This is a genomic window from Mesorhizobium sp. CC13, from assembly GCF_039907765.1.
GTDB lineage: Bacteria > Pseudomonadota > Alphaproteobacteria > Rhizobiales > Rhizobiaceae > Aminobacter.
Map to the genome: position 1 here is coordinate 47,103 of NZ_JARDJI010000022.1, position 24,564 is coordinate 71,666.

Below are 24,564 nucleotides of genomic sequence, written 5' to 3' on the forward strand. Positions count from 1 at the left end.
CGATTTATTTTTTGCGAGTTCCGAAATAAATGTCGACCCGGCCCGGGAATGTTTGCTAATAAGCATCGTCCGTCGGAGGAACGGGCAGGTGGCCCGGCCGTTTCAGCCTGTTGGCGATGAGGCCGGCCAATGACGTGAGAGGATGGACGCGACGAGCGTCCGCGTCGCTCATTCGGGAGGAATGGCATGTATCTCGGGCTCGATCTCGGCACGTCAGGCGTGAAGGCGCTTTTGATGGACGCCGACCAGAAGATCATCGGCTCCGGCCACGGTTCGCTCGACGTGTCGCGGCCGCATCACGGCTGGTCCGAGCAGGACCCGGCCGACTGGATCGCCGCCACGGAAGAGGCGGTCGCCGAACTCAAGGCGGCGCATCCCAAGGAGATCGCCGCCGTGCGCGGCATCGGCCTGTCGGGCCAGATGCATGGCGCGACGCTGCTCGATGCCTCCGGCAAGGTGCTGCGTCCCTGCATCCTGTGGAACGACACACGCAGCTTTGCCGAGGCGGCCGCGCTCGACGCCGATCCGCGCTTTCGCAAGATCACCGGCAACATCGTCTTCCCGGGCTTCACCGCGCCCAAGCTCGCCTGGGTGAAGGCCAACGAGCCCGAAATCTTCGCCAAGGTGGCCAAGGTGCTGCTGCCCAAGGACTATCTGCGGCTCTGGCTGTCGGGCGAATACATTTCGGAGATGTCCGACTCCGCCGGAACTTCGTGGCTGGACGTCGCGGCTCGGCGCTGGTTGCCCGAGCTTCTGGCCGCCACCGGTCTCGGCGCCGAGCACATGCCGTCGCTGGTCGAAGGCACCGACCGGGCAGGCACCTTGCGCGGCGAACTGGCGGCGAAGTGGGGCATGGGGCAGGGCGTGGTCATTGCCGGCGGCGCCGGCGACAACGCCGCTTCCGCCTGCGGCATGGGCACGGTCAAGCCGGGCGCGGCCTTCGTGTCGCTGGGCACGTCGGGCGTGCTGTTTGCCGCCAACGGCGCCTATCTGCCCAATCCGGAAAGCGCCGTGCATACCTTCTGTCATGCGCTGCCCAATGCTTGGCACCAGATGGGCGTCATCCTGTCGGCGACGGACTCGCTCAATTGGCTGTGCAACATCACCGGCAAGGATGCTGCCGAACTGACCCGCGAGCTGGGCGGCGAATTGCGCGCGCCGTCGGGCGTCACCTTCCTGCCCTATCTTTCGGGCGAACGCACGCCGCACAACGACGCGGCGATCCGCGGCTCGTTCACCGGCCTCGTGCATGAGATCGACCGGGCGGCGATGACGCAGGCGGTGCTCGAGGGCGTGGCCTTCGCCTTCCGCGACAGCCTGGAGGCGCTGGCCAAGGCCGGGACCACGCTGACGCGCGTGACGGCGATCGGCGGCGGTTCGCGCTCGCGCTACTGGCTAAAGTCGATCGCCACGGCGCTCGGCCTGCCGGTCGACATTCCCGCCGATGGCGATTTCGGCGCCGCCTTCGGTGCCGCGCGCCTCGGCCTCATCGCCGCCGAAGGCGCCGACCCGCATCAGGTCTGCACGCCGCCGGCGACAGCCGAAACCATCGAGCCGGCGGCAGCGATGGCAGGCGCCTATGACGAAGCCTACCAGCGCTACCGCAAGCTCTATCCGGCGATCCGGGGGGCGATGTGAGGTCGCACTCCTTCGCACCCCCCTCTGCCCTGCCGGGCATCTCCCCCACAAGGGGGGAGATCAGTCGCGTCGCCTCAGCCCGGCACCCTGTCGAGGAAGCCGGTGATGGCGCTCAGGCGGCCGCCCTCGATGGTGGCGAAGTCGGAGCCCTCGATCACCGCGTCGACGCCGTCGGGGCCAAGGCCCCAGGAGAAGCGGATGTTGTCGCCGAAGCCGTCGGCACTGCCCTTCAGCCTGAAGCGGAAGCCGGGGAACTGGCCGTGCACGCCGGCGATCAGCGCGTCGATGCCGCCATGGCCGTCGCCCTGCATGATCGGGTCGCGGTAGCTGACGGCGGAGGTGAAGGCGGCGTCCATCTTGGCCTTGCGGACGGCTGCGTCGGTCTCGTTCCAGGCGGCGATGTAGGCCTCGGCGATGGCGTTGTAATCGGTCATTTCTGCACTCCGTCGGGTTCGTCCTGGTTGACGCGGCCTTTGTCGCAGCAGGCTCGACTGGAACCAATTACGCCTGAAGTAATCGAATTCGGAAATTCTGCAGTCGCCCGGCAGCGGGCGGCGATGCTTACTCACTGAAAGGAGTTCTCCCATGAGCACCGGCTATTTCGGCGACATCAAGCCCGTCAAATACGAGGGGCCCGACAGCACCAATCCGCTGGCCTACCGCCACTACAACGCCGACGAGGTGGTGCTCGGCAAAAGGCTGGAGGACCATCTGCGCTTCGCCGTCGCCTACTGGCACAGCTTCGCCTGGCCGGGCGGCGACCCGTTCGGTGGCCAGACTTTTGAACGCCCCTGGTTTGGGGAAACGATGGAGCATGCCAGGCTGAAGGCCGACGTCGCGTTCGAGCTGTTCTCGCTGCTGGGCGTGCCCTATTTCTGCTTCCACGATGCCGACGTGCGGCCCGAGGGGACCAACTTCGCCGAGAGTGCCAAGCGCCTCGACGAGATCGCCGGCCATTTCGAGGCCAAGATGGCCAAGACCGGCGTCAAACTTCTGTGGGGCACGGCGAACCTGTTCTCCAACCGCCGCTTCATGGCGGGTGCGGCGACCAACCCCGATCCGGACGTCTTCGCCTATGCGGCAGCGACTGTGAAGCATTGCATGGACGTCACCAAGCGGCTCAAGGGCGAGAACTACGTGCTGTGGGGTGGGCGCGAAGGCTATGAGACGCTGCTCAACACCGACATGGGCCGCGAACTCGACCAGCTCGGCCGCTTCCTCAACCTCGTCGTCGACTACAAGCACAGGATCGGCTTCACCGGCACGATCCTGATCGAGCCGAAGCCGCAGGAGCCGACCAAGCACCAGTACGACTACGACGTCGCCACCGTCTACGGCTTCCTGAAAAAGTACGGGCTGGAGAAGGAGGTGAAGGTCAATATCGAGCAGGGCCACGCGATCCTGGCCGGTCACTCGTTCGAGCACGAGCTGGCGACCGCCAATGCGCTCGGCATCTTCGGCTCCATCGACATGAACCGCAACGACTACCAGTCGGGCTGGGACACCGACCAGTTCCCCAACAACGTGCCGGAGATGGCGCTGGCCTACTACCAGGTGCTGCTCGGCGGCGGCTTCAAGACGGGCGGCACCAATTTCGACGCCAAGCTGCGCCGCCAGTCGCTCGATCCGGAGGACCTGCTGGTCGCCCATATCGGCGGCATGGATGCCTGCGCCCGTGGCCTGAAGGCGGCGGCCAGGATGATCGAGGACAAGGCGCTGTCCGGCCCGCTCGACGCCCGCTACGCCGGCTGGAACGCGGCCGAGGCCAAGGCGATGCTGGCAGGCGAGCGCACGCTGGAGGAGATCGCCGCGCGCGTGGTCAAGGACGGCATCGAGCCGCAGCCGAAGTCGGGGCGGCAGGAATATCTGGAGAACGTCGTCAACCGCTACGTCTGACGGCGCGTTCCAGGCACGGCTGTCGGAAACCATGGAGGCCCCACGCGCGGTTGGCGGGTGGGGCGCAGGCGGTTGAGGTTCCGGCGGGGGCACACCTTGCCCCCGAATTGCCCCTTTCTCGCCCTCATGGCGCCAGTCGAATCAGCCACTTAGTGTTCCATGAGACGGGAACAAAAGACTTTCACCACCGACAGGCACGATCCGGCGATCGAGGCTCTCCTCGACAAGTCGGAGGCCGTTTCGATCGTCGACCGCCTGATGGCGCTGCCGCCGGTCACGGAGACCGAACTGTCCGACGAATGGAGCCGGGCAGTGGCAAAGCGGCTCGAACTCGTGCTCGCCGAGAGCATGCGGGCGCGGATCGACCACGAAGGCCGCGACGCGGCATAGCCCCTTGCCGCCGCGTTTGACGAACGGAGGATGGTCAGCCATCCTCCTTAGATGATACGCGCGGTGCTCCTGGATCTTTCGGGCGTCGTCTATGACGGCGACACGCCGATCCGGGGCGCGGTCGAGGCGATCGCGCTTCTGCGCGATGCCGGTCTGCCCATCCGCTTCGTCAGCAACACCACGCGCTCGCCGCGGCAGGCGATCGTGGTGCAACTGGCCGGGCTCGGCATTACCATCGCGGATGACGAACTGCTGACGCCGGCGAACGCCGCGGTTGCCTGGCTTACGGCGCATGGCTGCAGCCCGCATCTGCTCGTGCATCCGGATCTCGAAGCGGAGTTCTCCGGCGTCCCCGCGGGCGAGCTGAAGGCCGTCGTGGTCGGCGACGCCGCAGAGGCGTTCGACTATGCCGCGATGAACGGCGCCTTCCGGCAGCTCGTCGACGGCGCCGAGTTCCTGGCGCTCGCCACCAACCGGACCTTCAAGGACGCCGATGGCGGCCTCAGCCTCGATGCCGGGGCCTTCGTCGCCGCGCTCGAGTTCGCCGCCGGCAAGCAGGCGATCGTGCTCGGCAAGCCGTCGCGCGACTTCTTCCACGCCGCCCTTGCCGGCCTGGGCTGCGGGCCGGGCGATGCCGTCATGGTCGGCGACGACATGGAGAGCGACGTCGCCGGCGCGTTGCGTGCCGGGCTGGGGGCAGGGCTGCTGGTCCGCACCGGCAAGTATCGGCCGGGCGACGAGGGCCGCTTCGCGCCGCACCCGACCGCGGTCGTCGACGACCTGGAAGCTGCGGTCGAGTGGATTGTTCGCAAGCGGGGCTGATAGGCCGCCTGCATCCTCGCTCGTGCATGTGAGGTTACCCCCACCCCTAACCCCTCCCCACAAGGGGGAGGGGGATTCCGGGGCTGCTCGCGCCAAGCGAGATGTTGTCACCATTGGATCGTATAGCGCGACGCAAAACCTCCCTCCCCCTTGTGGGGAGGGATTGAGGGTGGGGGTATGAAGCACACGGGCGCCGCCGGCAGAGCGCCAACTACCCCCGCCGCATCCTGACCGGGGCCGTTCCGAACGCACGCGAAAAGCTGCGGGAAAAGGCGGCGGCGGAGGAGAAGCCGGTGCGCTCGGCCACTTCGGCCATGCTGACGCGGGTATCCACCACCAGCCGGCGGGCGGCACTCAATCTGAGCCTGAGATAGTAGGCGCCCGGCGTTTCGCCGATCGAGGCGCGGAAGATGCTTTCGAGCGTGCGCGCCGTCACCCCGGCGCGCCTGGCGATCGCGGCGATCGTCAGCGGGCGGTCGACATGCGCCTCCATCAGCCGGATCGCCTGGGCGAGCCGCGGATCGTAACCGTCGAGCCGGCCGAGCGAGACCAGCGGCTGGGCATCGGTTGCGGCACGCGACTGGTCGTAGATGAAGACGCTGGCCACATCGAGCGCCACCGCCATGCCGAGCCGCGACCGCACCAGATGCAGCATCAGGTCGAAGGTCGGCGCGGCACCGCCGCAGGTGAACACCGGGCCGTCGATGATGTAGCGGTCGGGGCGCACCTCGACCTCGGGAAAGGCCACTGAAAAGTCCTCCAGGTCCTCCCAGTGCGTGGTCGCGGCCCGGCCGTCCAGCAGGCCGGCGCGGGCGACCAGCCAGGTGCCGGCCTCGACGCCGCCGACCGCCCGCGCGCCACGCGCGGCGCGGCGCAGGCCGCCGAGCAGCTTGGAGGTGGCGTAGCCCTGCGTGCCGAAGCCGGCGATGACGACGAGCACGTCGCATGGTTCGCCGGGATCGAAGGCACCGGATACGGCTACCGGCAGGCCACAGGTGGTGAACGCCGGCTCCCCGGTGGCCGAGACGAGGCGGAAATCGAACAGCGTTTCGCCGGCGATGCGGTTGGCGGCGCGCAGCGGATCGATGGCGGAGGCCACGCACATGATGGACGCGCCGGAGAAGACCAGCATCGTCACCCTGAGCGGGGCCCGCTCGCTGCGAAAGATTGTCGGTTTTTCGCTCTTGGCCATTTGGATTTCGTAAAACGCAAAACAGACGCGCGCAAGCGGCGCGATGATCGCGGCCAGATGTTTCGTATGGGAGGAATGCGATGCCGCTCGAGATGAACCGCGAGGTCTTCATTACCTGTGCCGTGACCGGGTCCGGTGGAACGCAGGATCGCAGCCATCTGGTGCCGCGTTCGCCCAAGCAGATCGCCGACTCGGCCATCGAGGCGGCCAAGGCGGGCGCGGCGATCGTCCACTGCCATGTGCGCGATCCCGAGACCGGCAAGCCGCGCCGCGACATCCATCTCTACCGCGAGGTGACCGAGCGCATCCGCGAGGCCGACGTCGACGTGGTGCTCAACCTCACCGCCGGCATGGGCGGCGACATGGTGTTCGGCGGTGTCGAGAGCCCGCTGCCGCTGAAGGAAGCCGGCACCGACATGGGCGGCGCGTCGAACCGCGTCGAGCATGTGCGCCAGTGCCTGCCGGAGATCTGCACGCTCGACTGCGGCACGATGAACTTCGCCGAGGCCGACTACGTCATGACCAACACGCCGGGCATGCTGCGCGCCATGGGCGGCATGATGACGGCGATGGGCGTCAAGCCGGAGATCGAGGCCTTCGACACCGGCCACCTGTGGTTCGCCAAGCAGCTGGTGGAGGAGGGCGTGCTCAAGCCCGACGCGCTGGTGCAGCTGTGCATGGGCGTGCCGTGGGGCGCCCCCGACGACCTCAACACCTTCATGGCCATGGTCAACAACGTGCCGAAGAGCTGGACCTTCTCGGCCTTCTCGCTCGGCCGCAACCAGATGGCCTATGCCGCGGCCGCAGTGCTTGCCGGCGGCAACGTGCGCGTCGGCCTCGAGGACAACCTCTGGCTCGACAAGGGCGTGCTGGCGACCAATGCGCAGCTGGTCGAGAAGGCGGTGACGGTCGTCGAGACCCTCGGCGCGCGGGTCATCGGGCCCGAAGAGGTACGCAAGAAGCTGAATCTTACGAAGCGCGCGCCGCTGGCGGCGTGACCACCTTGCGATGAAGACAATCACCCCCACTCCGGCTCGCTGCGCTCGCCACCTCTCCCCCTGCCCGGGGGAGAGGAAAGGTGCCAAGGTTGCGGCCGTCCTTCCTCTCCCCCGTCGATCGGAGGAGAGGTGGTTTGCGCAGCAAACCGGAGCGGGGGTCGAATTTGGGGGACTGGAACCATGACAATTTCCAAGGCAGCCGCCATCGGCGGCGGGGTGATCGGCGCGGGCTGGGTGGCGCGGCTGCTGCTCAACGGCATCGACGTGTCGATCTTCGATCCCGACCCGGAGGCCTCCCGCAAGGTCGGCGAGGTGATGAAGGGCGCGCGCCGGGCCTACAAGCAGATGCTGCCCGGCGGCCTGCCCAAGGAGGGCAAGCTGAGCTTCGCCAAGACCATCGCGGAAGCAGTGGCCGACGCCGACTTCATCCAGGAAAGCGTGCCCGAACGGCTCGACCTCAAGCACAAGGTGCTGGCGGAGATCGACAGCCACGCCCCCGCCAATTCGATCATCGGTTCGTCCACCTCCGGCATCAAGCCGTCCGACATGCAGGTGGCGATGAAGAAGCACCCCGAGCGGCTGGTGGTCGGCCATCCGTTCAACCCGGTCTACCTTTTGCCCATCGTCGAGATCGTCGGCGGCGCCCAGACTTTCCCCGAGGCCATCGAGGTCGCCAAGGAGATCTATGCCTCCATCGGCATGAAGCCGGTCGTCATCCGCAAGGAGATCGAGGCCTTCGTCGGCGACCGCCTGCTGGAGGCGGCCTGGCGCGAGGCGCTGTGGCTGATCAAGGACGGCATCTGCTCGGTCGAGGAACTCGACGACATCATGCGCTACGGCTTCGGCCTGCGCTGGGCCCAGATGGGCATGTTCCAGGTCTACCGCATCGCCGGCGGCGAGGCCGGCATGCGCCACTTCATGGCCCAGTTCGGCCCCTGCCTGAAATGGCCGTGGACCAAGCTGATGGACGTGCCGGAGTTCAACGACGAGCTGGTCGACCTGATCGCGACCCAGTCGGACGAGCAATCCGACAAATGGTCGATCCGCGAGCTGGAAAAGATCCGAGACGACAATCTCGTGGCGATCATGGATGCGCTGTCGAAGCAGAACAAGGGCAAGGGCTGGGGCGCCGGCGCGCTCTACAAGGACTACACCAGGCAGCTCGCCGCGCAGGCGAAGCCCAAGGTGTCGAAGGCCGCCGAGAAGGCCAAGGCGACCAAGCCGGTGAAGAAGGCGGCGGCAAAGAAGAAGGGCTGAGACGATGCAGTTCGAGGAGGTCGACCCCCGCTCCGGTTTGCTGCGCAAACCACCTCTCCCCCGTTCTACGGGGGAGAGGAAGGCCGGCCGCAGCCTTGGCGCCCGTCCTCTCCCCCGGGCAGGGGGAGAGGTGGCGCGCGCAGCGCGACGGAGTGGGGGTGCTTCCCTGTCGGCAAAGTCCAGCGACCCCAACCATCCCGGGGAGGGCTAAGAATGCATTTCGGTCTGTCCGAGGAACAGCGGCTCATCGTCGACACGACGCGCGCCTTCGTCGAGAACGAGCTCTACCCGCATGAGCGCGAGGTCGAGCGCAGCGGTCATCTCCGGCGCGAGCTGATCGAGGAGATCAAGGCAAAGGCGATCGCCGCCGGGCTCTATGCCGCCAACATGCCGGCGGATGTCGGCGGGGCGGGGCTCGATACGCTGACCTGGCTGCTCTACGAAAAGGAGCTCGGCCGCGCCAACTATGCGCTGCACTGGACCTGCGTGGCGCGGCCGTCCAACATCCTGCTCGCCGGCACGCCGGAGCAGCGCGAAAAGTATCTCTTCCCCTGCATCCGCGGCGAGAAGTGGGACTGCCTCGCCATGACCGAGCCGGGCGCCGGCTCCGACCTGCGCGGCATGAAGGCATCCGCCGTCGAGAAGGGCGGCGACTGGGTGCTGAACGGCACCAAGCATTTCATCTCCCACGCCGACCTCGCCGATTTCGCCATCGTCTTCATGGCCTCTGGCGAGGAAGATACGCCGCGCGGAAAACGCAAGAAGATCACCGCCTTCTTCGTCGACAAGGGCACGCCAGGGTTCACCGTGCGTGACGGCTACCGCAACGTCTCGCATCGCGGCTACACCAATTCGGTGCTGGAGTTCGACGACTGCCGCCTGCCGGCGAGCCAGGTACTGGGCGAGGTGCACAAGGGCTTCGAGGTCGCCAACAGCTGGCTGGGCGCGACGCGCCTGCAGGTCGGCGCCACCTGCCTCGGCCGCGCCGAGCGGGCGCTGGGCCACGCCGTCGAATATGCGGCGCAGCGCGAGCAGTTCGGCCAGCAGATCGGCAAGTTCCAGGGCGTGTCGTTCAAGCTCGCCGACATGGCGACCGAACTCAAGGCGGCCGAGCTGATGGTGATGGAGGCCGGCTGGAAATACGACCAGGGCACGGTCACCGACCAGGACATGGCGATGGCCAAGCTGAAGGCCACCGAGATGCTGGCCTACGTCGCCGACGAGGCGATCCAGATCCATGGCGGCATGGGCCTGATGGACGACCTGCCGCTGGAGCGCATCTGGCGCGACGCCCGCGTCGAGCGCATCTGGGAAGGAACGTCGGAAATCCAGCGGCACATCATCTCCCGCGCCCTGCTCAGGGCGGTGGGCGGATGATGTCGCGGCTTCCTGGTTCGACCCTCCCCCTTGTGGGGAGGATGGCCCGCAGGGCCGGGTGGGGGTAAATATGTCTGGCTCGACTTCATCTACCCCCACCCCGAAGCTGGCCCCGCCCGAACCCGGCAAGGGCAGGCTCGAACGCCTGCTGCGGCCGAAGTCGATTGCAGTCTTCGGCGGCTCGCAGGCGGCAGCCGTGGTCAGGCAATGCCTGAAAATGGGCTTTGCCGGCGACATTTGGCCGGTGCACCCGACGAAGGAGGCAGTCGAGGGGATAAAAACCTTCCGCTCGGTGGCCGAGCTGCCCGCAGCGCCCGACGCGGCCTTCGTCGGCGTCAACCGCTTCCTGACCATCGAGGTGATCGCGCAGCTGTCTGCGCGCGGCGCGGGCGGAGCGATCTCTTTTGCCTCGGGCTTCCTCGAGGCCGGCAACGACGATGCCGATGGCGAGCGGCTGCAGGCCGAGCTGGTGGCGGCCGCCGGTGCCATGCCGGTCATCGGGCCCAACTGCTACGGCCTGATCAACTATGCCGACGGCGCGCTTCTGTGGCCCGACCAGCATGGCGGCCAGAGGCTGGCGCCTGGCGGGCGCGGCGTCGCCATCATCACGCAGTCGTCCAACATCGCCTGCAACCTGACCATGCAGAAGCGCGGCCTGCCGGTGGCCTTCCTGATGACGGCGGGAAACCAGGCGCAGACGGGCCTGTCCGAGATGGCGCTGGGCCTGATCGAGGACGAGCGGGTGTCCTGCCTCGGCCTGCATATCGAGGGCTTCGACAAGGTCGAGGGCTTCGAGCGGCTGGCGGCGCGGGCGCGGGAACTGAACAAGCCGATCGTCGCCATGAAGGTCGGCCGCTCCGAGCAGGCGCGCAAGGCGACGATCTCGCATACGGCGTCGCTGGCGGGTTCGGACGCAGCGTCCGACGCCTTCCTCAAGCGCCTGGGCATCGCCCGCGTCGACACCATCCCGTCGCTGCTCGAAACGCTGAAGCTTCTGCACGCGGTCGGCCCGCTGCCGGGCTTTTCGCTGTCGTCGATGAGCTGTTCGGGCGGCGAGGCATCGGTCATGGCCGACAGCGCCGAGGGCCGGCGGCTCCACTTCCCGGCGCTGACGCCGGAGCATTATGCCCGGGTCAAGTCGACGCTCGGCGCCTTCGTGGCGGTCGCCAACCCGCTCGACTACCACACCTTCATCTGGAACGACGAACCGGCGATGACCGCGACCTTCGCGGCGATGGCGTCGGGCGGCTTCGATCTCAACATGCTGGTGCTGGATTTCCCGCGCAACGACCGCTGCTCCGACGCCGACTGGTGGCCGACGGTGCGCGCCTTCGAGGCGGCGCTGATGGCCAATGGCGCGCGCGGGGCGATCGTGGCGTCGATGTCGGAGAATTTGACCGAGGAACACGCGGCCGACCTGTTTGCGCGCGGCATCGTGCCGTTGCAGGGGATCGCAGAGGCGATGGACGCGGCGGAGGCGGCGGCGGGGATTGCAGAAGCGTGGAGCAAGCCTTCTACCTCCCCCTTGTGGGGAGGTCGCGCCGAAGGCGCGGGTGGGAGTAACCGAGCCGCCGCCAATACCCCCACCCCGGCGCTGCGCGCCGACCCTCCCCACAAGAGGGAGGGTGGAACCCTCGACGAAGCCGCCGCCAAATCCCTGCTGCGCGAAGCAGGCCTTGCCGTGCCGGCGGGTCGTCGCGCGAAAAGCGTAGCCGAAGCCATCGCGGCGGCCGAGGCGCTTGGCTATCCCGTCGCGCTCAAGGCGCTGGGCGTTGCCCACAAGAGCGAGTTGGGCGGGGTGCGGCTCAATCTGCGGACCGGCGAGGATGTGGGCGCGGCGGCCGTCGCGCTCCTGCCGCTGGGCTCCGGGGTCTATGTCGAGAAGATGGTGTCGGGCGGCGTGGCGGAGCTGATCGTTGGAATCGTCAGGGATCCGCTGTTCGGCCCGGTGATGACCATCGGCACCGGCGGCGTTTTGGTCGAGCTCATCAAGGACAGCGCGACGCTGCTGCTGCCCGCCTCGCGCGACGAGGTCGAGGCGGCGTTGAAGGGGCTCAAGATGTACCCGCTGCTCGACGGCTATCGTGGCCGCGCCAGGGCTGATGTCGGCGCTGCCGTCGATGCGATCATGACGATTGCCGCATTCGTCTCCGATCATGCCGATGCAATCGAGGAACTCGACATCAACCCGCTGATCGTCTGCGGCGAAGGGCAGGGCGCCTGGATCGCGGACGCGCTGCTGGTAGGTTCAAATGGCCCCTCATCCCCTGCCGGACCTTCTCCCCGTCGTGACGGGGAGAAGGAGGATGGCCGCGGCGTTGACGCCCCCCTCTCTCCGTCATCTACGGGGAGAGGGAAAGGGTGAGGGGCCAAAGGTCGTGAGGGCCATCCAGGCCAAGGGTGAGTGAGGGCAATGGAGGGAAAAATGTCCGACGTCGTGAAAACCCGCCGCGAGGGCGCCATCCTCGAGGTCACGCTCGACCGGCCCAAGGCCAACGCCATCGACCTCGCCACGTCGCGGCTGCTCGGGCAGACCTTCAAGGCCTTCCGCGACGACGACGGCTTGCGCATCGCCATCGTCAAGACGGCGGGGGAGAAGTTCTTCTCGGCCGGCTGGGATCTGAAGGCCGCGGCAAACGGCGATGCGGTCGACGGCGACTATGGCGTCGGCGGCTTCGGCGGGCTGCAGGAGCTGCGCGACCTGAACAAGCCGGTGATTGCCTGCGTCAACGGCATGGCGGTGGGCGGCGGCTTCGAGCTGGCGCTGTCCTGCGACCTGATCTACGCCTCGGATCATTCGAGCTTCGCCCTGCCGGAGATCAAGGCCGGCACGCTGGCCGACGCCGCCACCATCAAGCTGCCCAAGCGCATTCCCTATCACGTGGCGATGGACCTGCTGCTGACCGGCCGCTGGATGGACGTGGCCGAGGCGCATCGCTGGGGGCTGGTCAACGAGGTGCTGCCGGCCGACAAGCTCGAGGACCGGGTCTGGGAGATCGCCCGGTTGCTCGCCGGCGGCCCGCCGCTGGTGTTTGCCGCAATCAAGGAGGTTGCCCGCGCGGCCGAGGCGATGGGCTTCCAGGAAACGATGAACCGCATCACCAAGCGCCAGTTCCGCACTGTGGACGAACTCTACAGCTCGGAGGACAATCTCGAGGGCTTCAAGGCATTTGCCGAAAAGCGCGATCCGGTGTGGAAGGGGAAGTAGGGGGTGGCGGCATGGTCGAGTTTCTTCGCGCCCCCCTCTGGCCTGCCGGCGATCTCCCCCACGAGGGGGGAGATCAGTCGCGTTGGCCTCTCGCCAAGCTCCTCGGCTTCGCAACGCGGCGCACACCTGAGAAGCTTGTGATTGGTCGCGACGTTGGTGACAGCCTAATCTCCCCCCTTGTGGGGGAGATGTCCGGCCCTTCGACCAGCTCAGGACCAGAGGGGGGCGCGAAGGAGTTCTACCTCCACCGGAGCCTGCTCCAATGACCGACTACGCCAAACTCATCGACGCCGAGACCTGGGCCTTCATCGAGCGGACCAATTCCTACTATCCGCCCGACACGATCGACTACACGATCACCCAGCAGCGCGTGGTCTACGACCGGATGTGCCGGGAGTTCTTCGCCGGTTATCCCGATGGCGTGACGGCAGAGACGACGGCCATTCCGGCGCCCGGGCGCGAGGTGCGCATTCGCGTCTACCACCTGGCCGGCAAGAAGCCGGAGGCGGTGGTGCTCTATTTCCACGGCGGCGGGTTCATTCTCGGCGGGCTCGACAGCCATGACGACGTCTGCGCCGAACTCTGCGGCCGTACCGGCTACGAGGTGGTGTCGGTCGACTACCGGCTGGCGCCGGAGCACCCGCATCCGGCGGCATTCGACGACGCCATGGCCGCTTTCGAATGGGCGATCGAGGCCTATGCGCAGCCCATCGTGCTCGCCGGCGACAGCGCCGGCGGCAACCTCGCCGCCGCCGTCAGCCACGCCACGCGCGGGCACAAGCGCCGGCCGGCCGGGCAGGTGCTGATTTATCCCGGGCTCGGCGGTGACCAGTCGCGCGGCTCCTATGTCCGTCACGCCGAGGCGCCGATGCTGACGATGCGCGACCTCGAATTCTACAAGGACATCCGCACCGGCGGCGAGGACCGCACCGGCGACATCACGCTCATGCCGCTCGCAGACGCGGATTTCTGCAACCTGCCGCCAACGGTGATCATCACCGCCGAATGCGACCCGCTGTCCTCGGACGGCGAGGCCTATGGCGAACGCGTGGTCGCCGCCGGCGGCAAGGCGTTCTGGCACGAGGAACCGGGGCTGGTGCACGGCTACCTGCGCGCCCGTCACACCGTCGGTCGCGCGCGCGCCAGCTTCACCCGCATCGTCGATGCGGTCGCCGTGCTGGGGCGAGCGGAGTGGGTGTGGTGAGGCTCGGCCGGATGCAGCAGGTTGGGCACATGCGCATTCGCGGGTTCGAAGCTACTCGTCCAGCCGAGCCTCGATATCCATGCGCCGGTGAAGAATACGGACGACGTCTACCGCGTCGCCTACAATGCGGTAGACGACAAGATGCGATCCGACATTCGCCTTGAAATAGCCGGGACGGATACTCGCAAGGGATCGGCCTTTGCGCCTACCTGCCGCTATCTCCAGGCCGCAACCGTGAATTTGCAGCACGTATCGGTCGGCTTGCTCGGCACTCCAATGCTCGGCGGTATACAGCCAGATCGCCTCGAGGTCGGCTTCGGCGGCAGGAGAAAAAAGAAGCCGCTTATCGGCCATGGCCGGCGCGCATCCGGCCAAGGAAGTTCACTGGATCGAACGGCTTGGACGGGCCGCTCTCCTCACCTTCGATGATGGCGGCGCGGAGCTGCGCCACCTGCAGCTCGTGCTCTTCCAGCAGCCGCAGCCCGGCGCGGATGACCTCGCTGGCCGAGCTGTAGCGACCGTCCTCGACCTGTCGGTCGACGAACTCGGAGAAATGCAGGCCGAGCGAGATGGAGGTGTTCTTGTTCATGCCTTGACGATACCAAAGATTGGTATCTCTGGCAAATTCAGCGATTTGACACGCCCGATCAGCTTCACCCGCATCGTCGATGTGGTGGCCGCGCCGGGGCGTGGCGAGTGGGTGTGGTGATCCCTCTCCCCGGTGAACGGGGGGAGGGAAGGGCGACCCCTCAATTCCCCGCGCTTGCCATCCTCCGGCCCTTGATGGCCTTTTCGAGCCAGCCCATCTCCATCTCCGGCACCGACGAGAGCAGCAGGTCGGTATAGGCGTCGAAGGGCGGCTCGAGCACCTGGGACTTCGGCCCGTAGCGCACCACTTCGCCGCGATACATGACGGCGATGGAATCGGCGATCGACTTCACCGTGGCCAGGTCATGGGTGATGAAGAGGTAGGCGACGCCTTCCTCTCGCTGCAGCTCGAGCAGCAGCTTGAGGATGCCGTTGGCGACCAGCGGGTCGAGCGCGCTGGTGACCTCGTCGCAGATGATCAGCCGCGGCTTGGCCGCCAGCGCCCGGGCGATGCAGACGCGCTGCTTCTGGCCGCCCGAAAGCTCCGCCGGATAGCGGTCGGCGAAGCCGCGCCCGAGCTCGATCTTGTCGAGCAGCTCGGCGACGCGGGCGTCGCGTTCCTTGCCGCCCATGCCGAAGTAGAACTCCAGCGGCCTGCCGATGATCGTCGCCACCGTCTGGCGCGGGTTCATCGCCACATCGGCCATCTGGTAGATCATCTGCAACTCGCGCAGGTCGTCGCGGGTGCGGTCGGCGAGGCGGTTGGCGAGCGTCCGGCCGGCGAAGCTGATGCTGCCCTGTTCTGGCGGCAGAAGCCCGGTGATGGCGCGCGCCAGCGTCGACTTGCCGGAACCGGATTCGCCGACGACGGCGAGCGTCTGGCCGGGCAGGACGTCGACCGAGACGTTCTTCAGCACCTTGATCCTGCCGCCGGCGTAGGCCGCAGTGACGTTCTTCACCGACAGGAAGGGGGCCGCGTCCGGCTTCTTCTCCTCATGCGCGATCTCGTGCACGGAGACCAGGGCGGTGGTGTATTCCTGTCGCGGCTCCTTGATGATCTGGCGCGTGCCGCCCCATTCCACCAGCTTGCCGTGCCTGAGCACCATGATCTCGTCGGCGACCTGGGCGACCACGGCGAGGTCGTGGCTGATGTAGAGGGCGGCCACGCCAGTGTCGCGGATCGCTTCCTTGATCGCGGCGAGCACGTCGATCTGGGTGGTGACGTCGAGCGCGGTCGTCGGCTCGTCGAAGACGATCAGGTCGGGTTCGGAGCACAGCGCCATCGCGGTCATGACGCGCTGCAGCTGGCCGCCCGAGACCTGGTGCGGGAAGCGCTTGCCGATGTTTTCCGGATCGGGAAGGCTGAGCTTCCTGAACAGCGCCACAGCGCGTTTCTCGGCCTCTTCGCGGCTGCAGACGCCGTGCAGCACCGAGGCCTCGACCACCTGGTCCATCAGCCGGTGGGCGGGGTTGAAGGCGGCCGCCGCCGACTGCGCGACATAGCAGACCTCGCGGCCGCGCAGGGCACGGACGCCGGGCGTGCCGGCCTTGCGGATGTCGCGGCCGTTGAGGATGATCTCGCCGCCGGTGATCTTCACGCCGCCGCGGCCGTAGGCCATCGACGACAGCCCGATGGTCGACTTGCCGGCGCCGGATTCGCCGATCAGGCCGAGCACCTTGCCCCGGTGCAGGCTGAGCGAGACGTCGTGCACGAGCGTGATCGTCCTGGGCGCCTCGCCGGGCGGGTAGACCTTGGCCTCGAGCCGGAGGTTGCGGATGTCGAGCAGCATGTCCGAGCCGGCTGCCGGCCTGGGTGTCCTAGCCATTGCCGCGCCCTCCCTTGAGATCGGTCGTCCGGTTGAGCACCCAGTCGGCGACGAGGTTGACGGAGATGGCGAGTGCGGCGATCGCCGCGGCCGGGATCAGCGCCGCCGGGATGCCGAAGACGATGCCGTCCTTGTTCTCCTTGACCATGCCGCCCCAGTCCGCGTCCGGCGGCTGCACGCCGAGGCCGAGGAAGGATAGCGCCGAGAGGAACAGCACCGCATAGATGAAGCGCAGGCCGAGCTCGGAGACGAGCGGCGACAGCGCATTGGGCAGGATCTCGCGGAAGATGATCCAGGCCTTGCCTTCGCCGCGCAGCTTGGCCGCCTCGACGAAGTCCATGACGTTGATGTCGACGGCCACCGCCCGCGACAGGCGGTAGACGCGGGTGGCGTCGAGGATGCCCATGACCAGGATCAGCGTCAGCAGCGTCGAGGGCAGCACCGACAGCACCACGAGCGCGAAGATCAGCGTCGGGATCGCCATCAGGAGGTCGACCAGCCGCGACATGGTGGTGTCGAACCAGCCGCCCACGACGGCTGCGGTAAAGCCGAGGATCGAGCCGAGCGAGAAGGACAGCGCGGTCGCCAGCACGGCGATGAAGATCGTCGTGCGGGCGCCGTAGATCATGCGCGAGAGCAGGTCGCGGCCGAGATTGTCGGTGCCGAGCAGGAACTGGCCGCTCGTCGGCGCCCACACGTCGCCGACGATTTCGGCCTTGCCATAAGGTGCGACCCACGGCGCGAAGACGGCCGCGATCAGGAACAGCGTGGTCAGGATCAAGCCGATCCAGGCGCCGATGGGAATGCGTTTGAGGTCTCGCATGGCGCCGTCCTATTTCGGGTGCCGGAGGCGCGGGTTGGCGACGATGGCGGCGATGTCGGCGACCATGTTGAGGCCGATGTAGACCGCGGCGAAGATCAGCCCGACCGCCTGAACCACCGGCACGTCGCGCTTGGCGACATGGTCGACCAGGTACTGCCCCATGCCCGGATAGACGAAGATCACCTCGATGACGACGACGCCGACGATGAGGAAGGCGAGGTTGAGCATGACGACGTTGATGATCGGTGCGATCGCGTTGGGGAAGGCGTGCTTGCGGATGATGTCGAAGGGCGAAAGCCCCTTGAGTTCGGCCGTCTCGATGTAGGCCGACTGCATGACGTTGAGGATCGCCGCGCGCGTCATGCGCATCATGTGGGCGAGCACCACCAGCGTCAGCGCCGTGGCGGGCAGGGCGATCGCCTTCATCCGCTCGAGGAAGGGCATGCCGTCATAGACGGTGGAGATGCCGGGGAAGATCTGCCACTTCACGGCGAAGAAATAGACGAGCAGGTAGCCGACGAAGAACTCCGGCAGCGAGGTCGAGGCCAGCGCCAGGCCCGAGATCGCCTTGTCGATGAAGCCGTTACGGTAGCGCACCGCGAGCAGCCCGAGCAGGATCGCCAGCGGCACGGAAACGATTGCCGCCCAGAAAGCGAGGAACAGCGTGTTCTTGAGGCGCCCGCCGATGGCGGCGGCGATGTCCTGCCGGCTGGACAAGGCCGTGCCGAGGTCGCCGCTCAGCACCCCGCCCAGCCACCTGAAGTAGCGGACATAGGCAGGATCGTTGAGGCCGAGCGACTCGCGCAGGTTGGCGAGCGCCTGCGGCGTGGCCGATTGGCCGAGAATGGATTGGGCGACGTCGCCGGGCAGGATTTGCGTGCCGGCGAAGATCAGGACCGAAACGGCCAGAAGCAGGAGAAGGCCCAGCGCAATGCGCTGGGCGATCAGTTTCAGGATTGGGTTGGACATGCCGCTTGCGCCCTCGTCAGGCGTTCAGCCAGCACTTCGACAGCGCGTAGCCGCCCATCATCTCCTGGTTGCCGTCATCGACCCAACCGCCGACCTTGCCGCTGGTGGCGTCGATGAAGTCGTTGAACATCGGCGTGATGACCCCGCCTTCGTCGCGGACGATCTGGCCCATGTCGGCGTAGATCTTCTTGCGCTTGTCATTGTCGAGTTCGGAGCGTGCCGTAAACAGCATCTTGTCGAAGTCCTCGCGGAAGAAGCGCGTGTCGTTCCAGTCGGCCTTGGAATAGTAGGCGGTCGAATACATCTGGTCCTGCGTCGGCCGCCCGCCCCAATAGGAGGCGGAGAAGGGCTGCTTGTTCCAGACCTCCGACCAATAGCCGTCGCCCGGCTCGCGCTTGACCTCGATGGTGATGCCGGCCTTGGCGGCACTCTGCTGGTAGAGCTGGGCGGCATCGACCGCACCGGGGAAGGCGACGTCGGAGGTGCGCAGCAGCACCGAGCCGGAATGGCCGGACTTCTTGTAGTGGAAGGCCGCCTTGTCGGGATCGTACTTGCGCTGCTCCATCTCGGTGAACAGCGGATAGGCCTTGTTGATCGGCGTGTCGTTGCCGACCGAGCCGTAGCCCATCAGGATCTTCTGCAGCATCTCCTCGCGGTCGAGCGCGTATTTCAGCGCCAGCCTAAGATCGTTGTTGTCGAAGGGGGCGGTGTTGCAGTGGGCGATGAAGACGTAGTGGCCGCGGCCGGCGACGTTGCGGATGACCACGCCCGGCACGCGCTTGATCAGATCGACGATCTTCGGTTCGACGCGGTTGATGATGTCGACCTGGCCGCCCTGCAGCGCCGAGGTGCGCGCCGTGGCGTCGTTGATGACGATGATCTCGATCTGGTCGGCGAAGCCGCGGTCGTCGCGCCAGTAATTGGCGAACTTCTCGCCGCCGAGCCGCACGCCCGCCTCGTTGACGGTAACCTTGTAGGGGCCGGTGCCGATGCCGGCATCGGGCTTGTCCTTGCCGCCGTTGGGCTGGATCATCAGGTGGTAGTCGTCGAGCAGGAAGGGCAGGTCGGCATTGGCCTCCTTGAGCGTGAAGACGACGTTCTGGCCGTCCGTCTTGACCGAGGCGATGCCGCCCATCAGGCCGAGCGCGCCAGACTTCGCCTTTTCGTCCGAGTGGCGCTCCATTGTCGCCACCACGTCGTCGGGGGTCATCTCCTTGCCGTTGTGAAACTGCACCCCCTTGCGGATCTTGAAGGTCCAGGTCTTGGCATCGTCGGATGCGCCCCACTCCTCGGCAAGGGCGGGATGCACTTCGCCGGTGGGCGAGATCTGCACCAGTTGTTCGCCCCACTGGCGGCCGAAGAAATAGGGAACCTGGCTCGACCAGGATGCCGGGTCGAGGCTGTCGGTTGCGGCGCCACCCTGCATGCCGGCGCGAAGGATGCCGCCCTTGACCGGGCCTTCGGCCCTGGCGGCGTTGGACATAAGCGTGTTGGCGAATGCTGCGGAGACGCCAAGGGCAGCGGCGCGGCCCAGGAAGTCGCGCCGGCTCAATTTGCCTACAGCGACATGACGGCTCAGGAATTCCAGTTCATCGGACATTGGAAGGCTCCTCACTCTGGCGGTCGTTATGGCTCGACTTCTGATGCCGATATTGACCGCACGCAAGGACAGCGGCAAGACCGATTACGACATCGCATGGCGCAATCGGCATGTCGCTTCTGGACCAAATGCCCGCGAGCGTCAGATCCCGTCGCGGGGAATAACTTCGTCGAAATCGCGTTCGAAGATCAGTTTTTCGCCTTCGTAAGCCTCGATGCGGCCCGTGAGATGGAAATTCATCGCATCCGAGCGCATCGTCTTGAAGGTCTCGGTGCGGACGGCCCAGTCGTTTCTGGACAATGTCTGCGTCCAGTGGGTCTCGCCATGGGCCGAGAGCGGGTCGGAGGGGAGGATTGTCCAGGTCTCGCGGGCGACGTCGCCGATGACCAGGCCGTGGTCGACGTCGCGGATTTCGCCGAAGTCGTCGACGATGGCGAGCGTCACCTTGCCGGTCGCTTCGTCGCGCTCGATCCTGCGGCTGTTCGAACTCTCGCGCAGGGTCTCGATCTGCCATGGGGTGGCACCCTCGGGCTCCTCGAAGGTCCATTCGTCGCCTTCGCTGGGCGGACGTACCGGCAGGTCGATCGCGCCGTCGTGGATCGTGAGCGTCACCTTTTCCGGCGACGGCCAGACCAGCGGCCAGTAGGTCGACGAGACGGCGACGCGTAGCCGGTTGCCCGCAGCAATGCGGTAGGCGATGTCGTCGAGCTTGAAGGCGATCTCGAACGTCTCGCCCGGCACGACGTCTTCGGGGAACTCGTGGCCGTTGCGGTGGCAGAGGTTGAGCACGCCATAGGTGATGCGCGTCGAGGCGCCGTCGGGCTGGACGTCGCACAGGCGCACCGCGACCATCGCGCGCTTGCGGTCGGCGGCGAGCTTCAGCCGGATCACCGGGCTGCCGACGATGTCCATGGGCGCCTGCAGCGGCGGGCCGTCGAAGCAGGCCGACTTCCGGTCGTCGTGGCGCTGGTCGCCCGGCAGTTCGGGTCCCAGCCAGATCGCACAATATTCGCCGCCGTCCATGCCGCAGTCCTGCGGCGAGGCGATCGTCACCGGAGCGTCGAGCCTGGCGGCCTCGGCCAGGCGGCCGCCGGCGCCGAGCGAGAGGCTCCTGGCGACGATGTTCGGCGACGGCCATTGCCGTTCGGCGATCCAGCGGCCCCTGCGCTCGAGATACCAGTCGCGCGGCGGCTCCGAATCCATGACGTAGAGCCGCATCGCCGGGTCGTCCTCGACGCCGGTGTCCTTGCCCTTCAGCCAGCGGTCCCACCAGCGCAGCGCCTCCTGCAGGAAGCCGATCGCGGGCTTCGGCACGGCGAAGTGCGGGTATTTGTGGATCCACGGGCCGACGATGCCCCTGGTGGGCGATTTCAGGTTCGCGACCAGCCGCGAGACGGTGTTCTTGTAGGCGTCGCCCCAGCCGCCGACGGCCAGAACCGCGGCCTTGATGGCGGAATAGTCCTCGTTGACCGAGCCGCGCTTCCAGTAGGCGTCGCGCCGCTGGTGCCCCAGCCAGACGCCGGGCAGGAAGGGTTCGTGCTCCAGCCGGTCGAGCCACATGTCGCGCCATTTGTCGCCGACCAGCGCCGGATCCGGCGGGCGCGACGAATAGGACAGCATGGTCGCGCCCCAGCCCATGTTCTCGTTGAGCAGAAGGCCGCCCTTGTAGTGGATGTCGTCGGCGTAGCGGTCGTCGGTGGAGCAGAGCGTGATGACGGCCTTGAGCGCCTTGGGCTGGAGGGCTGCCACCTGCAGGCCGTTGAAGCCGCCCCAGGAGATGCCCATCATGCCGACCTTGCCGTTGCACCAGGGCTGGGCGGCCGCCCAGGCGATGACCTCGCAGGCGTCCTGCCATTCCTGGTCGGTGTATTCGTCCTCCATCAGCCCTTCGGAATCGCCGTTGCCGCGCATGTCGACGCGGATCGAGGCATAGCCGTGGCCGGCAAAGTAAGGGTGGGTGAGGCAGTCGCGCGTCGTGGTGCCGTCGCGCTTGCGGTAGGGCAGGTGCTCGAGGATCGCCGGCACCGGGTCCTGGTCGGCATCGGCAGGCATCCACACCCGCGCCGACAGCCGCGTGCCGTCGGGCATGACGATGCCCATGTCGGGAAATTCGACGATGTCGCGCGGAAACTCGGTGATGGTTTTCATTGATATTCCAGTCTTGTGCCTGCCCATTTGTGCACGCCTGCAGCGTTGCTGGCTAGCGCGGAAACGTCACCGACGGCCGCACGACACAGCAGATTGAAGAGACCTGTTAAAGGTACTATTTATAGTTCTCGAAAAGGGGCTACGAAAATGCCGAACACAGTCCTCGCCGAAGTCACGGCCAGCGTCTCCGAGCTGAAGAAGAACCCGATGGGCACGGTTGCTGCCGGGGAAGGCTTCCCCGTCGCCATTCTCAACCGGAATGAACCGGCCTTCTATTGCGTGCCGGCGAAGGCATTCGAGGCGATGATGGAGCGGCTCGAGGATATCGAACTCAATGCGCTCGCCGACGCCCGCAAGGGCGAAAAGCGCATTCGGGTCGATCTCGATGCCCTATGAGGTCGAGTTCCTCGAAACCGCATTGAAGGAATGGAAGGCGCTCGACGCCAACACGCGCGAGCAATTCCGCAAGAAGCTGAAGGAGCGTTGCGACAACCCGCGCGTTCCCTCGGCCAAGCTGCACGGCGCCAAGGACCGCTACAAGATCAAGCTCCGCAGCGCCGGCTATCGCCCCGTCTATGAAGTGGAGGACGGCCGGCTGGTGATCCTGGTCATAGCCGTGGGCCGGCGGGACCGCTTTGAGGTCTATGCCAAGGCGGCCAGGCGCTGAGCTAGTTCAGCGGGATGTCGTTGTCGGCCTTGCTCTCCTGGTAGGTCTCCGACATCTCGTCGTAGAGCTTCGAGATTTTCGCGACGCGTTCTTCCAGGCGCTTGCGGTCGGCCTCGGGCAGTCCGCGCACCAGCTTGCGCAGCGAAAAACTCTTCCAGTAGGCGTTCTCGGCGTTGTAGCCGCCGGGCTCCAGCGTGAAGACCTCCTTCAGGATCTTGAGGTCGTGCGGGATGGCGAAGCTGTCGCGCGAATCCTCATGGCTGAAGAGGTAGTAGAAATTGTCGAAGCCGGCCCAGGTGATGGCCGACAGGCAGAGCGAGCAGGGCTCGTGCGTCGACAGGAAGATCAGTTCCCTGGTGTCGGGACGATCCGCCTTCGGCATCTCGTAGAAGCGCTTCAGGCAATGCATCTCGCCGTGCCAGAGCGGGTTTTCGAGCTCGTTGTTGGTCTCGGCGATGACCAGCGAGCGGTCGTCCTTGGCGAGCAGCGCGGCACCGAACAGCTTGTTGCCCTTCTTCACGCCCTCGGCCGTCTTGGGCACGATGTCGTCTTCGATGACGTCGAACAGGCGCTCGATCAGGGACAGCTCGGCCATGTGTCAGAAGCCTTCCGGGAGGACGATTTCGTAAGGGTGGGAGAAATGGAATTCTTCCAGGTTCGAGCCCGAGCCACCGCGGTCGACGACGATGAAATCCTGGTTCTCGCCGATCGGGGTCAGCACCGCATGCCAGAGGTTGCGCGGATAGTTGACGCCCTGGCCGGGCGCGGTGACGAAGGCGTGCGGCTCGCCCGGGCCGTCGTCGGTGTCGGGGCATACGACCACGAGATAGGGACGCGGCGACAGCGGGATGAAGGCCTGGCTGCCGAGCGGGTGACGCTCGACCATCGAGAGCTTCAAGGGGAAGTCGTAGGGCGTCCCCTTGAAGATGTTGATGATGACGCAGGCGTCCGGTCCGGTTGCCTCGGCGCGGGCGAGCGCGTGGAAGCGCTCGCATTTGCCGGCATTGATCGGGTAGTGCGTGTCGCAGTTGGTGTCGATGACCTCGCCGAATTCGGCGAAGTTTTCGCGGGTCAGGGGTCTTGCGACGATGCGCTTCACGATCGGCTCCCGGTGATCAGCCGCGGCGCGAGGCGAACGGCGCGCCAAGCTTCATGTGGCGGTTGACGTCCTTGTAGAGCAGGTAGCGGAAGCGGCCGGGGCCGCCGGCATAGCAGGCCTGCGGGCAGAAGGCCCGCAGCCACATGAAGTCGCCGGCCTCGACCTCGACCCAGTCGTTGTTCAGGCGGTAGACCGCCTTGCCTTCGAGCACGTAGAGGCCGTGCTCCATGACATGGGTTTCCGGGAAGGGGATGACGCCGCCCGGCTCGAAGGTCACGACCGTCACGTGCATGTCGTGGCGCAGGTCGTCGGGATCGACGAAGCGCGTGGTCGCCCAGGTGCCGTTGGTGTCCGGCATCGGGTTGGGCTCGACGTCGTTGTCGTTGAGGAACAGCGGCTCGGGCGCGTCGAGGCCCTCGACATATTCGTAGGCCTTGCGGATCCAGTGGAAGCGCGCGGTCTCGGTGCCGGCGTTGCGGACGGTCCATTTGCTGGCCGGCGGCAGGTAGGCATAGCCGCCCGGCGTCAGCACATGGCGCTTGCCGGCAACCGTCACGGTCACTTCGCCCTCGACCACGAAGAACACGCCTTCGGCGCCCGCATCCGGTTCCGGCCGGTCGCTGCCGCCGCCCGGCTGCACTTCCATGATGTATTGCGAGAAGGTCTCGGCAAAGCCCGACAGCGGGCGGGCGATGACCCAGAGCCGCGTCTTGTCCCAGTGCGGCAGGAAGCTGGTGACGATGTCCGAGAACTCGCGCTTCGGGATCACCGCATAGGCTTCGGTGAAGACGGCGCGATCGGTGATCAGGTCCGTCTGGGGAGGCAGGCCGCCTTTCGGCGCGTAATAGGAGCGTTTTGTCAT

The 24,564-nt window shown here is 66.6% G+C and carries 24 protein-coding genes; 12 read left to right on the top strand and 12 right to left on the bottom strand.

Going from position 1 to position 24,564, the window contains the following annotated elements:
• The first annotated feature begins 186 nt into the window (after positions 1-186).
• Positions 187-1,638 (top strand): xylulokinase, encoded by a 1,452-nt coding sequence (xylB, locus tag PV773_RS22060; protein ID WP_347968425.1) that lies wholly within the window; start codon positions 187-189, stop codon positions 1,636-1,638.
• 74 nt (positions 1,639-1,712) lie between these two features.
• Here xylB and PV773_RS22065 read toward each other — a convergent pair whose 3' ends face one another.
• Positions 1,713-2,072: a nuclear transport factor 2 family protein gene (locus PV773_RS22065; RefSeq protein ID WP_347968426.1), complete on the bottom strand. Its 360-nt coding sequence runs from the start codon at positions 2,070-2,072 to the stop codon at positions 1,713-1,715.
• 151 nt (positions 2,073-2,223) lie between these two features.
• On the opposite strand from PV773_RS22065, the gene xylA reads away from it, so the two are divergent.
• The 3 genes from xylA to PV773_RS22080 all read left to right on the top strand — a co-directional run bounded on the left by xylA (position 2,224) and on the right by PV773_RS22080 (position 4,746).
• The gene (gene xylA, locus PV773_RS22070) at positions 2,224-3,534 is read left to right on the top strand and encodes a xylose isomerase (RefSeq protein WP_347968427.1); all 1,311 of its coding nucleotides are present in this window, start codon (positions 2,224-2,226) and stop codon (positions 3,532-3,534) included.
• A 159-nt stretch (positions 3,535-3,693) separates the two neighbouring features.
• Positions 3,694-3,924, top strand: a complete 231-nt coding sequence (locus tag PV773_RS22075; RefSeq protein ID WP_347968428.1) for a hypothetical protein — start codon at positions 3,694-3,696, stop codon at positions 3,922-3,924.
• Between the two features lie 63 nt (positions 3,925-3,987).
• Positions 3,988-4,746, top strand: a complete 759-nt coding sequence (locus PV773_RS22080) for a TIGR01458 family HAD-type hydrolase (protein WP_347968429.1) — start codon at positions 3,988-3,990, stop codon at positions 4,744-4,746.
• Positions 4,747-4,957: 211 nt separating this feature from the next.
• Here the strand turns inward: PV773_RS22080 and PV773_RS22085 are convergent, their stop codons facing one another.
• Positions 4,958-5,938, bottom strand: a complete 981-nt coding sequence (locus PV773_RS22085; protein WP_347968430.1) for a GlxA family transcriptional regulator — start codon at positions 5,936-5,938, stop codon at positions 4,958-4,960.
• A gap of 80 nt (positions 5,939-6,018) precedes the next feature.
• Here PV773_RS22085 and PV773_RS22090 point away from each other — a divergent pair, with 80 nt between their 5' ends.
• From PV773_RS22090 to PV773_RS22115, 6 genes are all read left to right on the top strand, one after another.
• Complete coding sequence (locus tag PV773_RS22090; RefSeq protein ID WP_347968431.1) at positions 6,019-6,936, top strand: 3-keto-5-aminohexanoate cleavage protein; 918 nt, start codon at positions 6,019-6,021, stop codon at positions 6,934-6,936.
• A 180-nt stretch (positions 6,937-7,116) separates the two neighbouring features.
• The gene (locus tag PV773_RS22095) at positions 7,117-8,193 is read left to right on the top strand and encodes a carnitine 3-dehydrogenase (RefSeq protein ID WP_347968432.1); all 1,077 of its coding nucleotides are present in this window, start codon (positions 7,117-7,119) and stop codon (positions 8,191-8,193) included.
• Positions 8,194-8,406: 213 nt separating this feature from the next.
• A complete protein-coding gene (locus tag PV773_RS22100; protein ID WP_347968433.1) occupies positions 8,407-9,570 on the top strand; it encodes an acyl-CoA dehydrogenase in 1,164 nt (387 codons plus the stop codon).
• Positions 9,571-9,640: 70 nt separating this feature from the next.
• Positions 9,641-11,935, top strand: coding sequence for an acetate--CoA ligase family protein (locus PV773_RS22105; RefSeq protein WP_347968434.1), 2,295 nt, complete (start codon positions 9,641-9,643; stop codon positions 11,933-11,935).
• A gap of 60 nt (positions 11,936-11,995) precedes the next feature.
• Positions 11,996-12,778: a carnitinyl-CoA dehydratase gene (locus PV773_RS22110; protein ID WP_347968435.1), complete on the top strand. Its 783-nt coding sequence runs from the start codon at positions 11,996-11,998 to the stop codon at positions 12,776-12,778.
• A gap of 262 nt (positions 12,779-13,040) precedes the next feature.
• Positions 13,041-13,982 (top strand): alpha/beta hydrolase, encoded by a 942-nt coding sequence (locus PV773_RS22115; protein WP_347968436.1) that lies wholly within the window; start codon positions 13,041-13,043, stop codon positions 13,980-13,982.
• 51 nt (positions 13,983-14,033) lie between these two features.
• Here PV773_RS22115 and PV773_RS22120 read toward each other — a convergent pair whose 3' ends face one another.
• The 7 genes from PV773_RS22120 to PV773_RS22150 all read right to left on the bottom strand — a co-directional run bounded on the left by PV773_RS22120 (position 14,034) and on the right by PV773_RS22150 (position 21,936).
• The gene (locus PV773_RS22120) at positions 14,034-14,336 is read right to left on the bottom strand and encodes a type II toxin-antitoxin system RelE/ParE family toxin (protein ID WP_347968437.1); all 303 of its coding nucleotides are present in this window, start codon (positions 14,334-14,336) and stop codon (positions 14,034-14,036) included.
• A complete protein-coding gene (locus PV773_RS22125; protein ID WP_347968438.1) occupies positions 14,326-14,571 on the bottom strand; it encodes a type II toxin-antitoxin system ParD family antitoxin in 246 nt (81 codons plus the stop codon). Before PV773_RS22125 ends, PV773_RS22120 begins: the two co-directional genes overlap by 11 nt.
• Positions 14,572-14,731: 160 nt before the next feature.
• Entirely contained in the window at positions 14,732-16,396 is a 1,665-nt protein-coding gene (locus PV773_RS22130) for an ABC transporter ATP-binding protein (RefSeq protein ID WP_347968439.1), read from the bottom strand.
• The gene (locus PV773_RS22135; RefSeq protein ID WP_347968440.1) at positions 16,389-17,219 is read right to left on the bottom strand and encodes an ABC transporter permease; all 831 of its coding nucleotides are present in this window, start codon (positions 17,217-17,219) and stop codon (positions 16,389-16,391) included. The genes PV773_RS22130 and PV773_RS22135 overlap by 8 nt, the downstream gene beginning before the upstream one ends.
• A gap of 9 nt (positions 17,220-17,228) precedes the next feature.
• Positions 17,229-18,188, bottom strand: a complete 960-nt coding sequence (locus PV773_RS22140) for an ABC transporter permease (RefSeq protein ID WP_347968441.1) — start codon at positions 18,186-18,188, stop codon at positions 17,229-17,231.
• 16 nt (positions 18,189-18,204) lie between these two features.
• Entirely contained in the window at positions 18,205-19,788 is a 1,584-nt protein-coding gene (locus tag PV773_RS22145; RefSeq protein ID WP_347968442.1) for an ABC transporter substrate-binding protein, read from the bottom strand.
• A gap of 141 nt (positions 19,789-19,929) precedes the next feature.
• The gene (locus PV773_RS22150) at positions 19,930-21,936 is read right to left on the bottom strand and encodes a CocE/NonD family hydrolase (RefSeq protein WP_347968443.1); all 2,007 of its coding nucleotides are present in this window, start codon (positions 21,934-21,936) and stop codon (positions 19,930-19,932) included.
• A 147-nt stretch (positions 21,937-22,083) separates the two neighbouring features.
• Here PV773_RS22150 and PV773_RS22155 point away from each other — a divergent pair, with 147 nt between their 5' ends.
• Together PV773_RS22155 and PV773_RS22160 are read left to right on the top strand one after the other, a co-directional pair.
• Entirely contained in the window at positions 22,084-22,332 is a 249-nt protein-coding gene (locus PV773_RS22155; protein ID WP_055980024.1) for a type II toxin-antitoxin system Phd/YefM family antitoxin, read from the top strand.
• Positions 22,322-22,603 carry a type II toxin-antitoxin system RelE/ParE family toxin gene (locus PV773_RS22160; RefSeq protein ID WP_347968444.1) on the top strand — a complete coding sequence of 94 codons (282 nt, stop codon included), beginning with the start codon at positions 22,322-22,324 and terminating at the stop codon, positions 22,601-22,603. The genes PV773_RS22155 and PV773_RS22160 overlap by 11 nt, the downstream gene beginning before the upstream one ends.
• Before the next feature lies 1 nt (position 22,604).
• Here PV773_RS22160 and PV773_RS22165 read toward each other — a convergent pair whose 3' ends face one another.
• The 3 genes from PV773_RS22165 to PV773_RS22175 are packed head-to-tail and all read right to left on the bottom strand — an operon-like array spanning position 22,605 to position 24,564.
• Complete coding sequence (locus PV773_RS22165) at positions 22,605-23,198, bottom strand: nucleoside deaminase (RefSeq protein WP_347968445.1); 594 nt, start codon at positions 23,196-23,198, stop codon at positions 22,605-22,607.
• A 3-nt stretch (positions 23,199-23,201) separates the two neighbouring features.
• Complete coding sequence (locus PV773_RS22170; RefSeq protein ID WP_347968446.1) at positions 23,202-23,702, bottom strand: ureidoglycolate lyase; 501 nt, start codon at positions 23,700-23,702, stop codon at positions 23,202-23,204.
• A gap of 16 nt (positions 23,703-23,718) precedes the next feature.
• A complete protein-coding gene (locus PV773_RS22175; protein WP_347968447.1) occupies positions 23,719-24,564 on the bottom strand; it encodes a bifunctional allantoicase/(S)-ureidoglycine aminohydrolase in 846 nt (281 codons plus the stop codon).

Bases quoted from the DNA above. Each gene is read 5' to 3' on its own strand.
- PV773_RS22135 (WP_347968440.1), bottom strand. From the start codon at position 17,219: ATGCGAGACCTCAAACGCATTCCCATCGGCGCCTGGATCGGCTTGATC.
- PV773_RS22095 (WP_347968432.1), top strand. From the start codon at position 7,117: ATGACAATTTCCAAGGCAGCCGCCATCGGCGGCGGGGTGATCGGCGCG.
- PV773_RS22065 (WP_347968426.1), bottom strand. From the start codon at position 2,072: ATGACCGATTACAACGCCATCGCCGAGGCCTACATCGCCGCCTGGAAC.
- PV773_RS22155 (WP_055980024.1), top strand. From the start codon at position 22,084: ATGCCGAACACAGTCCTCGCCGAAGTCACGGCCAGCGTCTCCGAGCTG.
- PV773_RS22165 (WP_347968445.1), bottom strand. From the start codon at position 23,198: ATGGCCGAGCTGTCCCTGATCGAGCGCCTGTTCGACGTCATCGAAGAC.
- PV773_RS22145 (WP_347968442.1), bottom strand. From the start codon at position 19,788: ATGTCCGATGAACTGGAATTCCTGAGCCGTCATGTCGCTGTAGGCAAA.
- xylB (WP_347968425.1), top strand. From the start codon at position 187: ATGTATCTCGGGCTCGATCTCGGCACGTCAGGCGTGAAGGCGCTTTTG.
- PV773_RS22125 (WP_347968438.1), bottom strand. From the start codon at position 14,571: ATGAACAAGAACACCTCCATCTCGCTCGGCCTGCATTTCTCCGAGTTC.
- PV773_RS22115 (WP_347968436.1), top strand. From the start codon at position 13,041: ATGACCGACTACGCCAAACTCATCGACGCCGAGACCTGGGCCTTCATC.
- PV773_RS22075 (WP_347968428.1), top strand. From the start codon at position 3,694: ATGAGACGGGAACAAAAGACTTTCACCACCGACAGGCACGATCCGGCG.
- PV773_RS22100 (WP_347968433.1), top strand. From the start codon at position 8,407: ATGCATTTCGGTCTGTCCGAGGAACAGCGGCTCATCGTCGACACGACG.
- PV773_RS22150 (WP_347968443.1), bottom strand. From the start codon at position 21,936: ATGAAAACCATCACCGAGTTTCCGCGCGACATCGTCGAATTTCCCGAC.
- PV773_RS22110 (WP_347968435.1), top strand. From the start codon at position 11,996: ATGTCCGACGTCGTGAAAACCCGCCGCGAGGGCGCCATCCTCGAGGTC.
- PV773_RS22090 (WP_347968431.1), top strand. From the start codon at position 6,019: ATGCCGCTCGAGATGAACCGCGAGGTCTTCATTACCTGTGCCGTGACC.
- PV773_RS22105 (WP_347968434.1), top strand. From the start codon at position 9,641: ATGTCTGGCTCGACTTCATCTACCCCCACCCCGAAGCTGGCCCCGCCC.
- PV773_RS22160 (WP_347968444.1), top strand. From the start codon at position 22,322: ATGCCCTATGAGGTCGAGTTCCTCGAAACCGCATTGAAGGAATGGAAG.
- xylA (WP_347968427.1), top strand. From the start codon at position 2,224: ATGAGCACCGGCTATTTCGGCGACATCAAGCCCGTCAAATACGAGGGG.
- PV773_RS22130 (WP_347968439.1), bottom strand. From the start codon at position 16,396: ATGGCTAGGACACCCAGGCCGGCAGCCGGCTCGGACATGCTGCTCGAC.
- PV773_RS22175 (WP_347968447.1), bottom strand. From the start codon at position 24,564: ATGACAAAACGCTCCTATTACGCGCCGAAAGGCGGCCTGCCTCCCCAG.
- PV773_RS22085 (WP_347968430.1), bottom strand. From the start codon at position 5,938: ATGGCCAAGAGCGAAAAACCGACAATCTTTCGCAGCGAGCGGGCCCCG.
- PV773_RS22140 (WP_347968441.1), bottom strand. From the start codon at position 18,188: ATGTCCAACCCAATCCTGAAACTGATCGCCCAGCGCATTGCGCTGGGC.
- PV773_RS22120 (WP_347968437.1), bottom strand. From the start codon at position 14,336: ATGGCCGATAAGCGGCTTCTTTTTTCTCCTGCCGCCGAAGCCGACCTC.